Below are 11,687 nucleotides of genomic sequence, written 5' to 3'. Positions count from 1 at the left end.
GAAAAACCGACCATTCGAACGGCATTGTGCGAATCGGGGTTCCAGGTATGCTGAGGCCGAAGTCATTCAAAGAGGTCTATCGGCAGCGTGGCCTTGGAGGGCCCCATGCACAGTTATCTCGGACAATGACATATTCGGCGACACTCGATTTCGGAAATGTTTTCGGTCAACCGCAGAGCTGTCCCGATTGTGGCTCGCACGCCATCGGTACCTTCGTCGACCACCGGGATACCCTGTTCCGGTGCCGCGCATGCGGCGTGCAATGGCGGTTCGCGCACGGCCGCGCCATTCGGGAGATCTCCGTTATCGCTACGGAGCCGGAACCCGAAGAAGAGTGGACGTATCCATGAACGTCGGCTGATCGTGCCGCACACCGATTCGGGCCGGGTGGCGATGACCGCCTCGTCATGGTCGGCCGGATGAATGCGGAGAACGCAATCCAGGTGGCCGGGCCGGCGCACCGAAAACTGGTGATGATCACCAAGAGCCGCGAACCGGAGGCGTGGCGCTACTACACTGAGCGGGTGCGTCCACCGATGGGACTCGACGACTCCGAACCGCGCGAGGCGCTGTGGGCGCCTCGGGTACCGCTGATGCGGCATGCCGATGTACGGACGAGCCGGGCCACGGCGCCCACACCGGTCGCTTGACGAGCCCCTGGGGTGACGGCGCCGATCCTGTGGCGCCACGACCGGTCGCCGGGGTGACGCTGGTCGAGGGCTCGACCTTCTGCATCAGCGAGGACGGCGGTGTCATCAGCCCGAATCGCGCCGAGGGATTGTTCGTGCGCGATACCAGGGTGCTGTCACGGTGGCGGCTGACCGTCGACGGGTTGGCGCCGCAACCGCTCACTGTCCAGCACACCGAGCCCTACAGCGCGACGCTGCTGGCCAGGACGCCGCCGCGGCCCGGACGTGCCGACAGCACGGCACTGGTGACCGTCGCGCGACATGTCGGCGATGGCATGCGCGAAGACGTGACCGTGCGCAATCTCTCCGGTGCGGCGATCAGCTGTGCCGTCGTACTGGAGCTCGATGCCGACTTCGCCGATCTGTTCGAGGTGAAGGAGGGGCGGATCGGCGACAGCGTGGTGGTCACCAAGAGCAGGTCGACGGCGGGCACGGTCGAGATCAGCCGGACTGATCTGCCGCTGGCTGTGACGGTCACCGCCGCTGAGGCGACCGCGGTGGACCGCGAACTGCGGTGGCAGGTCGAGCTGCCCGGGCGCGGGGAATGGTCGGTCTGCATTCAGTACCAGCCGACGCTCGGATCGGTGGTAACGCCGCGGCATCTGTGTGGAAATCCGATCTCGTACAGCGCGCCCGCACTGCGGATGCGCGAATGGTACGAGAATTCGCCGTCGGTGCACACCGACGACCAGACGCTCGCCGCGGTGTTGCGGCGCGCCGTCGTCGATCTCGGCGCGCTGCGGATCTTCGACCCACGTCATCCGGAGCGGGCGGTGGTCGCCGCGGGCGCGCCGTGGTTCATGGCGCTGTTCGGGCGGGACTCGCTGCTCACCTCGTGGATGGTGTTGCCGCTGGACCGGCGACTGGCCATCGGCACGCTGCAGAGTCTGGCGGGCTTACAGGGCACCGAGGTTCGCGCCGTGACCGAGGAGCAGCCCGGCCGGATCCCGCACGAGGTGCGGTTCGGGCGGGCCGCGACGCTGCTGCTGGGCGGTGACACCGTGTACTACGGGACCGCCGATGCCACACCGTTGTTCGTGATGCTGCTCGGTGAGTTGCATCGGTGGGGTCTGGATGCCGAGACCAGGGACGAACTGCTGCCGCATGCGGATCGGGCGCTGGAGTGGATCGAGCACTTCGGCGATGCGGACGGCGACGGATTCGTCGAGTATCAGCGCGCATCCGAACACGGCTTGGCGAACCAGGGGTGGAAGGACTCCTGGGACGGGGTGAATTTCGCCGACGGCACGCTGCCCGAGGCGCCGATCGCGCTGGCCGAGGTGCAGGGATATGTGTACGCGGCGTATGTGGCGCGGGCGGCGCTCGCGGCCGATGTGGGCGATCACCCGACCGCGGATCGGTTCCGTGCCAAGGCGGCGGCGTTGAAGGAAGCGTTCAATAAGGCGTTCTGGTTGCCCGAGCGCGGTTGGTACGCCATCGGTTTGGCTGGGGACAAGCGCCCGATCGACGCGCTGACCTCGAATATCGGGCACTGTCTGTGGACCGGGATCATCGATGCGGACAAGGCGCGGTCGGTCGCGGATCACCTGCTGTCACCGCAGATGTTCAGCGGATGGGGGATCCGCACCTTGGCCACCGACATGGGTGCCTATAACCCGGTCAGCTATCACAACGGATCGGTGTGGCCGCACGACAACGCGATCTGCGCCGCCGGACTGATGCGCTACGGCTTCACCGAACATGCCAACCGCGTGATCGATGGAATGCTCGACGCGTCGACTCGCTTCGGGTATCGACTGCCCGAGCTGTTCAGCGGTTTCGATCGCGCGGAATTCGACGCCCCGGTGCCGTATCCGACCTCGTGCTCACCACAGGCGTGGGCGTCGGCGGCGCCGCTGCTTTTCATGCGAAGTATGTTGCGATTGGAGCCGGGCAGCGGGTCGGCGTCGGTCGCGCCCGCGGTGTCGCAGCGGTACCTGCCACTGCGGGTGAGCGGGGTCCGGGTGGGGTCGGATGTGCTCACCGTCACCGTGGACAGTGCGGGCTGGCAACTCAGCGGACTGGCTGGAAATCTGCGTCGATCCGACTCCTGACCTGGACCGATGACCGAGGAACCCGGCGCGCGACGAAACTTGTCGGTGGGTCGGCCTAGCATGGCGCTGGGGGTATCACGTCTGTTGGACCGACACGATCGAGAAGGGACCACCTGGTGGCGGAACGCCTCACTGTGCGCGGAGCTCGCGAGCACAATCTCAAGAGCATCGATCTCGATCTGCCCCGCGACAGTCTCATCGTGTTCACCGGTCTATCCGGTTCGGGCAAATCCAGCCTTGCCTTCGACACGATCTTCGCCGAGGGGCAGCGCCGGTATGTCGAATCGTTGTCGGCCTACGCGCGCCAGTTCCTCGGACAGATGGACAAGCCGGACGTCGACTTCATCGAGGGACTTTCGCCCGCGGTGTCGATCGATCAGAAGTCGACCAACCGCAACCCCCGGTCGACGGTCGGCACCATCACCGAGGTCTACGACTACCTGCGTCTGTTGTATGCGCGGGCCGGCACCCCGCACTGCCCGGTCTGCGGTGAGCTGATCGCCAAGCAGACTCCGCAGCAGATTGTGGACCAGGTGCTCGCCATGGAGGAGGGCATCAAATTCCAGGTGCTCGCGCCGGTGGTGCGCACCCGCAAGGGGGAATTCGTCGATCTGTTCGACCAGTTGAACACCCAGGGCTACTCGCGCGTCCGGGTCGACGGCGTGGTGTATCCGCTCACCGATCCGCCGAAGCTGAAGAAGCAGGAGAAGCACGACGTCGAGGTCGTGGTGGACCGGCTCCAGGTGAAGCCGAGTTCCAAACAGCGCCTTACCGATTCGATCGAGACCGCACTGCGGTTGGCCGACGGCATCGTGGTACTGGACTTCGTCGACCGCGACGAGCACGCCCACGATCGGGAGCGCCGCTTCTCCGAACGCCTGGCCTGCCCCAACGGTCACCCGCTCGATATCGAGGATCTCGAACCGCGCTCGTTCTCGTTCAACTCGCCCTACGGCGCGTGCCCGGACTGCACCGGTCTCGGCATCCGCAAGGAGGTCGATCCGGATCTGGTGGTGCCCGATCCCGAATTGAGCCTGGCCGAGGGCGCGATCGCACCGTGGTCGCGCGGACAGACCGCCGAATACTTCACCCGGCTGCTATCGGGTCTGGCCGAAGCCATCGGATTCTCCATGGATACGCCGTGGCAGGACCTGCCGCCGAAGGCACGCAAGGCGGTGCTGGAGGGCAGTTCGGATCAGGTGCACGTCTCCTACACCAACCGGTACGGCCGGAAGCGTTCGTACTACGCCGATTTCGAGGGCGTCATGCCGTTCCTACAGCGGCGCATGGAGAGCACCGAATCCGAGCAGATGAAGGAGCATTACGACGGGTATATGCGCGATGTGCCGTGCCCGGTATGCAACGGGGCTCGGCTGCGTCCGGAAATTCTGGCCGTCACCATTGCTTCGGGCGGTGAGCAGAAGTCCATCGCCGATGTGAGCGAATTGTCGATCGGTGATTGCTCGGCATTCCTGAATGCCTTGACCCTGGGGGAGCGGGAGACCGCCATCGCCGGGCAGGTGCTCAAGGAAGTGCAGGCGCGGCTCGGCTTCCTGTTGGATGTCGGACTGGAGTATCTGAGCCTGTCGCGGGCCGCGGCGACGCTGTCCGGTGGTGAGGCACAGCGCATCCGGCTTGCGACCCAGATCGGATCCGGACTGGTCGGGGTGCTGTACGTGCTCGACGAACCGTCGATCGGTCTGCACCAGCGCGACAACCGACGGCTCATCGAAACCCTCACGCGACTGCGGAACCTGGGTAATACGCTGATTGTGGTCGAACACGACGAGGACACCATTCGGGCCTCGGACTGGGTAGTCGATATCGGTCCGCTGGCCGGTGAGCATGGCGGTGAAGTCGTGCACAGCGGTCCGTATCACGAACTGCTCACCGACCCGAAATCGCTGACCGGCGCCTACCTTTCGGGCCGCGAGCGCATCGAGGTGCCGATGGTGCGGCGACCGGTCAGCAGGAAGCGCCAGCTGACCGTGGTCGGTGCGAACGAACACAACCTGCGCAATATCGACGTTGCCTTCCCGCTCGGCGTGCTCACCGCGGTCACCGGTGTCTCCGGTTCCGGTAAGTCGACGCTGGTCAACGACATTCTGGCGACCGTGCTGGCGAACAAGCTGAACGGTGCGCGGCAGGTGCCGGGCCGGCACACCCGGATCAACGGCCTCGATCATCTGGACAAGCTCGTGCAGGTGGATCAGTCGCCGATCGGCCGGACACCACGCTCGAATCCGGCCACCTATACCGGCGTATTCGACAAGATCCGGACGCTGTTCGCAGCAACGACCGAGGCGAAGGTGCGCGGCTATCAGCCGGGCCGATTCTCCTTCAATGTCAAGGGCGGCCGCTGCGAGGCATGCTCGGGTGACGGCACATTGAAGATCGAGATGAACTTCCTGCCGGATGTGTATGTCCCGTGCGAGGTCTGCCACGGTGCCCGGTACAACCGGGAGACCCTCGAGGTGCACTACAAAGGCAAGACCATTGCCGAGGTGCTCGATATGCCGATCGAGGAGGCCGCGGTGTTCTTCGAGCCGGTCACCTCGATTCACCGCTACCTCAAGACCCTGGTCGATGTCGGCCTGGGCTATGTGCGACTCGGCCAGAGTGCGCCGACCCTGTCCGGCGGTGAGGCACAGCGCGTCAAACTGGCGGCCGAACTGCAGAAGCGCTCCACCGGACGAACCGTCTATATCCTGGACGAGCCGACCACCGGCCTGCACTTCGAGGACATCCGTAAGCTGCTGCTGGTCATCAACGGCCTGGTGGACAAGGGCAATACGGTCATCGTCATCGAGCACAACCTGGATGTCATCAAGACCTCCGACTGGGTGATCGATATGGGTCCCGAGGGGGGCTCCGGCGGCGGCACGGTGGTCGCCGAGGGCACTCCGGAGGATGTTGCCGAAGTTGCGCCCAGCTACACCGGCCAGTTCTTGCAGGAAGTCCTGGCACTGCCCGCCGCGACCGACCCGAAGGCGCCCGCCAAGAAGGCGGCGAAGAAAGCTCCCGCCAAGAAGGCCGCAACCAAGGCAGCGGCGAACAACTCGTCGACAGCAAAGGCGACAGCGACAAAGATTCCGGCACCCAACCCCGCCGCCGCAAAGCGCGCCGCACGAAAGGCCGCCGCGCTGCGTTGATCTCCCGCGCCTTTTGGCTCGGCACATCATCCGGGCGGTGTGCCGATCCGCCTGTATCGGGTCGGCGAAGGTGATCCCACTTCGGCCGTCAACGTTCGTTACCGACCGACGACAAAGTCTCCAGCGCCCGGCGCTTCTGCGCGGTAACCGTTGCGGCCGGGCCACTGCGAGGCAAATGTGGCGCGCCTGACCGAGTCGGGTGAAAGACCGCGCCAGTCACTTTCGGCTGTCGGGTGCCTCAGCGGTTCGCGATGGTGTGGATCAGCTCGGCTAATTCCTTATATCTCGACCACATCGGCCAATGGCCGGTGGGCAGATCGATATATTCGGCGTCGATCTCGGCCAACTCGGCGAACAGCGGTTCCTGACCCGCGTCGCGGAGTTGTTCGACCATGTCTGCGGTAATGCTGTTGCAGATCACTGTCGTCGGGATGGCAAGGCGCGCCGGGGAATCGCTCAACCGCAGGGGAGCGGCGGCGATTCCGGTGGGTTCGGAGACGGCACGCTCGCGGAATCGGGCGAGGGATACCTCGTCCAGTCCGGCGAGGCTATTGCCGTCGGCCTCCAACTGGTCCCAATCCGGCAGCGGAGCGATATCGGTGGCGAGATAGGTGGGCGCCGCGCCGGCGGAGTGCGCGACGACCACCACCGTTTCATCCGAGGCGATCTCGTCGAGGATTGCCTGGGCCTGCATTTCCAGCGTCGCATCCAGCCGGTCGTCATCGGCTGGATCGAGTCCGGGCAGGGTCAGTGCCAACGCATCGTCACCCCGGGCGCGCAGATCGGCCGCGACGTCGTCCCACGCCCACGCGCCGAGCCAGAATCCGGGAACCAGAAGTATCCGTGCCATTCCGCGAGCATCGCATGCCGAGCCCGCGAAAGTTAGTTCCCCAGCAGTTTGCCCGGTCACCGAGATATCGACGCGCACAAAGCATTTCATTGATCATAAGTTGAACTGAGATCGGCCCGGCGAAATTGTTCTGTGATAGCACTGCTCATGCCTCGGCACCGCTGTCAGAAGTTCCGGGCCGCGCCGAACCACCGCGACAACGCATCCCGCAGGCGGTCCGCATCGTCACCGGTCTCGCTTGCCCAGGCCACATATCCGTCCGGCCGGATGAGTAGCGCGTCGGCGGGAGCGTCCGGACTTGTTGCGATGACCGTATCGACCCGGTCGGCCCAGCCGCTCGCGATATCGGCGAAATCGGCGTTGTCGGTCAACTGGACCAGCAGGGGGCGCGCCGAGTGCAGCAGATCGGCGATACGGACGCGGCCTTCGGCGGTTTCGAGCGTCAGATCCGGAACCATGCGCCCGGACAGCGGGTGCGGATCGCCGGTGTCGTACCGGATATCCGATCCCGCCATGAGGTGCGCGATATGTTCCGCGTTCTCCGGTACTGCGAGCAGCTCACCGAACAGCTGGCGCAGCGCGGTGACATCATCGCCGGGCGCCATCAGGGCGTGTTGGCTCAGTGACTGCATCATCACTCGCTCGCCGACCGGGTACCGCTCGGAGTGATAGGTATCCAGCAGTTCCGCTGGCGCCCAACCGTTTATCTGTGCGGCGAGCTTCCAGCCGAGATTGGCCGCATCCTGCAAACCCAGGTTTAGTCCGGGCCCGCCCATTGCCGAATGCACATGTGCGGCATCGCCGAGCAGGAAAACATTTCCGTCCCGATAGCGTTCGGCCAGCCGGGTGTTCTGGCCCTCGATCCGGCGCAAGGCGTGTGGTCCCGGTCCGGGCGGCGGCGCAATCGGCAGGTCGACACCGAGTACCCGCCGCAGACTCGCGCGCAGTTCGTCGAGCGTCATCGGGGTGTCGGCGGGCACCGGATCGCCGTCGAATTCCATGGTGGCGACCAGTGGTCGACCGGGGTCGAGCTCGGCGAAGATGAACATGCCCCGTTCGACTCGGTTGTGCCCGAAGGAAAGTCGGCCGCGGCCGGGAATCGAGATGCCGCCGTCTTCGGTGCGCAATTCTGTCGGCAGGCTCACATGTGCCATCCGGACCAGCTCCGATGTAGACGTGGTTCCGGGGAAGTCGATTCCGGTGCGTTTGCGGACGACGCTCTTACCGCCATCGGCACCGACCAAATATCTGGTGGTCAGGTCGTAGACCCCATCGGGACCCGTCACAGTGACGGTCACCGCTCCGTCCTGCTGAACCAGCTCGGTCAGTTCATGACCCCAACGGATTTCGATACCGAGTTCGCCTGCTCGTTTCTCCAGCAGCCGAACCAGTTTCGGCTGAGGAAGCGACAGCGCATACATCGGATTGGCCGCCAGCCCCTTGAAAGATACCGGCAGCCCACTGAATATAAAGCCGGGCAGAGGCTGGGGAGCGCCGGGCGCACCGCCGAATTCGTGGTACAGGCCGCGCATATCCAGTAGCCGGATCACTTGACCGACAAGGCCGTTCGCTTTCGGCTCGGCACTGGGCTCGCGCAGCTTCTCCAGCATGATCGGACGTACGCCGGCCAATGCGAGTTCGCAGGCGAGCATGAGCCCGTTCGGTCCTGCACCGGAAATGACTACATCGAAAGAGTTTTCGGGCATGACAAATACACCTCTTGTCGCGGGTGATCAGGGCAGTGTGCGGTGAATCAGTCGTCGACCGCGGGCGCGGGGAGCCCCGCGGCGACCTCATCGATGGCTTGTCGTAGCAATGTGGTGAGCAGTGCCGGCGGATCCGCGCGGATGTGGATCTCGGTGGCGGCTCGATAAATCGCGCCGATCGCGCCGACCACGAGATGGGGATAGAGATCGCGGACCGGATCGGTTCCGGTGCGTGTCGCGATCACCTCGACCCAGTGGTCGGAGATGGCCTTGGATACCGCGGTCCGGATCTCGGGCGCTTCGAGAAATTCGCGAATGGCCAGCTGTTGCCGCGGCGTCGGCGGGTGGTCCCCGGCGCCGTCGACTTCAAGTGGTTCGAGGACCGCCGCGGTGATCGCGGTCCACAGTGGCTCGTCCGCGGGCCGGTTCCGCAGCGCGATCAGACTGCGCTGGATCCGCTCGGTCTGCCGGTAGGCCAGCGCCTCGTACTTGCCGGTGAAATAGTTGTTGAAGGTCCGGACCGACACGCCCGCGCGGGCCGCGATGTCCTCTCTGGTGATATTGGCCAGTCCGCGTTCGAATGCCAGCTCGAGCGTCGCATCGCTGAGCGCCTTGCGGGTGTCGAGCTTCTTGCGCTCCCGAAGGCTGAGGACTTGCTCATCTGGCATGACACCAGGGTACGGCAAAACTTGCCCGCCGGGCAATATTTCCTGTCGGGCAAAGTTTAGTCGGCTTACTAGGCTCTGTTCTGTATGTCATCGGAGCCATCGGATGATGGCGGCGATGGTGAGTTCGGCCGGGTAGTAGGCGGCGCGTATGGCGTAGCGGGGGCCAGGTCGCGGAATTGTCTGAGTCTGTTGAAGCATCGCTGGACAACGTCGCGTCGCTGGTAGGTTTCGTGGTCGAACGCGTGTGGGGGCGACCACCGGATGGGCCTGTGGCCTTGGGTGCGGTGATCTGGTCGCTGTGTTCGGGGCTGACGAACCGATTCGCCGCCGCCGAAGCGCCCGTCGTGTCGAGGGGTGTGAGTACGCCTTGTCGCCAACCGTGGCAAAGTTCCCGCTGTCGGTTTTACTTGCGCCGTGATGTCTATCTCAACCAGTGTCCGTGACTTGCCCCCGATCGTCACCGGACGCCTTCGCAACACGAAACGCTTTCTCACCGACCCGATTACGTTCCTTTCCGACGCCAGGTCCGAGCACGGTGACGTGTTTCGATTCCAGCTGATCAACGGGGGCATGATCGGCGTTACGCATCCGCACCACATCAAGTACATACTGCAGGAACGTATGGTGAACTTCACCCGCGAGACCGAGATGTACGACATCCTGGAGCCGTTCGCAGGCCGCGGGCTGGCGACAATCGCCGACCACGACAAGTGGCGACGTAACCGGCGCCTCTTGCAACCCGCATTTCATCACAAGAAGATCAATGCGCTCAGCGAGATCATGGTGGCCGAGATCGACGCCATGTGCGACGAATGGGCAGAGCACGCTCGCGCCGGCCGAACGATCGATGTCGGCGAGCAGATGAGCCACCTCGCATTGCGGGTTGTGGTGCGAGCTCTGTTCGGGATGGATCCGCACGGACCGGAGGTGACCGGTTTCTCCAGCGCGACACAGCGGGTGAACGACGAACTGGGAAAGTTCATCCGGATGCCGTTGATCCCCTTGCAGTTTCCGACTCCGAGCCACCGCCGCTTCTGGCGGGCGATCGGCGAGATGGATGCCATCGTCTATTCGGTGATCGACCAGCTACGCGACAACGACAACGGTGGATTGCTGGCCATGCTCATGAACGCCACCGACGCCGAGACCGGCGAGAACTTCACCGACAAAGAGTTGCGTGACGAGGTCGTCACCATGCTCTTCGCCGGTCACGAAACCAGCGCCTCGGCTCTGACATCGGCCATTCTGCTCCTGCAACTGCATCCAGAGGTGCGTGAGCGACTGCGCGACAACGTCGACACCTCGTTGTCCGCCGGTCACGCCACCATGACCGACCTGCCCGCGTTGGCGTACAACAAGCAGGTGATAGAGGAGGTGTTGCGGCTGATGCCGCCGGTCTGGATGGGACAACGCCGCGCCCGCGAGGACGATGAGATCGGGGGCCACCTCATCCCGGCAGGCACCCCGGTGATGTTCAGTTACTACCACGCACACCGCAACCCCGAGGTTTGGGATCGGCCGGACATTTTCGACCCGGACCGCTTCGCGGCCGACGCGGTCGCCGCTCGTGACCGGAACATCTACCTGCCCTTCGGCGCAGGTGGACACCTCTGCATCGGCAACGCGTTCGCGATGATGGAAATGCAACTCGCGCTGTCGACCATCACGCGGCGGTTCGAGTTGACCATCGAGAAGCCGGACCCCACTCCGGCTACGGCGATCACCCTCAGCACCAAGTTCCCGCTGATCGCGTCCCTGACCGAACGGGGATAGCACGCGGGTCCCGCCTGCCACGCGTTCGATTGTGGCGATCCCCGCGGCGCGGGCGATCGCCTTCGACCTCGTGCTCCCGGACAACTGCACCCCCGCACCCCCGCACCCAACAGCCGGTACCGGTCCGGGCCATAACGAATTACAGGACGGAGCCCTAGGCGTAGACCGGGCCGGTGTACTTCTCGCCCGGACCCTTGCCCGGCTCGTCCGGATGCGCCGAGGACTCGCGGAAGGCGAGCTGCAACGACTTCAGACCGTCGCGATACGGACCCGCATGCGGGCCGAAGTATTCGATGGATGAGGTGACCAGCCCCGCGAGCGCGGTGATCAGGCGACGTGCCTCGTCCAGGTCGCGGCGTGGACTGTTGTCCGGATCCTCGTCGGCGAGTCCGAGCTTCTCCGCCGCCGCGCTCATCAGCATCATCGCGGCGCGGCTGATGATCTCGACCGCGGGGATATCGGCCAACTCGCGGAGGTCGGTCGCGTCGGATACTGCCTCGTCACTCATACGCACGAGGATGACATCGTGGTGCGCGGGCGCGGTCGCCGGGGCGGGGCGATTCGGCGATAGCGAGCGGCAATGTTAGACTTTCCGCTGACGACCGCCCCGGGCTTGCTCGGGGCTGATAAGTGGAGCCCGACTCCCACCGTTGCCAACGAGCGATCGTATTGGTCAAACGGTCCGGTCCCCGCCTTTCCAGGGTGGGTTTCTTGTGCAGAGGATCCTCGCGGGGATCATCACGGACAAGATCGACACGAGCCTGCTCGTGGTCGAAGGCCGGTCGACTCGGGCCC

At 64.7% G+C, this 11,687-nt stretch carries 8 protein-coding genes; 4 read left to right on the top strand and 4 right to left on the bottom strand.

Annotated elements, in window-relative coordinates; genetic code table 11:
• Positions 1-419: 419 nt before the first annotated feature.
• The 3 genes from AB0J29_RS23045 to uvrA all read left to right on the top strand — a co-directional run bounded on the left by AB0J29_RS23045 (position 420) and on the right by uvrA (position 5,895).
• The gene (locus AB0J29_RS23045; RefSeq protein WP_364789694.1) at positions 420-650 is read left to right on the top strand and encodes a hypothetical protein; all 231 of its coding nucleotides are present in this window, start codon (positions 420-422) and stop codon (positions 648-650) included.
• Positions 647-2,743 carry a glycogen debranching N-terminal domain-containing protein gene (locus AB0J29_RS23040; RefSeq protein ID WP_364789691.1) on the top strand — a complete coding sequence of 699 codons (2,097 nt, stop codon included), beginning with the start codon at positions 647-649 and terminating at the stop codon, positions 2,741-2,743. The genes AB0J29_RS23045 and AB0J29_RS23040 overlap by 4 nt, the downstream gene beginning before the upstream one ends.
• A 116-nt stretch (positions 2,744-2,859) precedes the next feature.
• Complete coding sequence (uvrA, locus tag AB0J29_RS23035) at positions 2,860-5,895, top strand: excinuclease ABC subunit UvrA (RefSeq protein ID WP_364789688.1); 3,036 nt, start codon at positions 2,860-2,862, stop codon at positions 5,893-5,895.
• Between the two features lie 238 nt (positions 5,896-6,133).
• Here uvrA and AB0J29_RS23030 read toward each other — a convergent pair whose 3' ends face one another.
• The 3 genes from AB0J29_RS23030 to AB0J29_RS23020 all read right to left on the bottom strand — a co-directional run bounded on the left by AB0J29_RS23030 (position 6,134) and on the right by AB0J29_RS23020 (position 9,119).
• Entirely contained in the window at positions 6,134-6,745 is a 612-nt protein-coding gene (locus AB0J29_RS23030; RefSeq protein WP_364789685.1) for an alpha/beta hydrolase, read from the bottom strand.
• 164 nt (positions 6,746-6,909) lie between these two features.
• Positions 6,910-8,451: an FAD-dependent monooxygenase gene (locus AB0J29_RS23025; protein WP_364789682.1), complete on the bottom strand. Its 1,542-nt coding sequence runs from the start codon at positions 8,449-8,451 to the stop codon at positions 6,910-6,912.
• Positions 8,452-8,498: 47 nt separating this feature from the next.
• Complete coding sequence (locus AB0J29_RS23020; RefSeq protein WP_364789679.1) at positions 8,499-9,119, bottom strand: TetR family transcriptional regulator; 621 nt, start codon at positions 9,117-9,119, stop codon at positions 8,499-8,501.
• Positions 9,120-9,536: 417 nt separating this feature from the next.
• Between AB0J29_RS23020 and AB0J29_RS23015 the strand changes: the two genes are divergently transcribed.
• Positions 9,537-10,892 carry a cytochrome P450 gene (locus AB0J29_RS23015; RefSeq protein ID WP_364789675.1) on the top strand — a complete coding sequence of 452 codons (1,356 nt, stop codon included), beginning with the start codon at positions 9,537-9,539 and terminating at the stop codon, positions 10,890-10,892.
• A 154-nt stretch (positions 10,893-11,046) separates the two neighbouring features.
• Here AB0J29_RS23015 and AB0J29_RS23010 read toward each other — a convergent pair whose 3' ends face one another.
• Entirely contained in the window at positions 11,047-11,400 is a 354-nt protein-coding gene (locus AB0J29_RS23010; protein ID WP_364789672.1) for a DUF1844 domain-containing protein, read from the bottom strand.
• Positions 11,401-11,687 lie beyond the last annotated feature (287 nt).

This window comes from Nocardia sp. NPDC049707, from assembly GCF_040674855.1.
GTDB lineage: Bacteria > Actinomycetota > Actinomycetes > Mycobacteriales > Mycobacteriaceae > Nocardia.
This window is presented reverse-complemented; position numbering and strand designations above follow the sequence as displayed.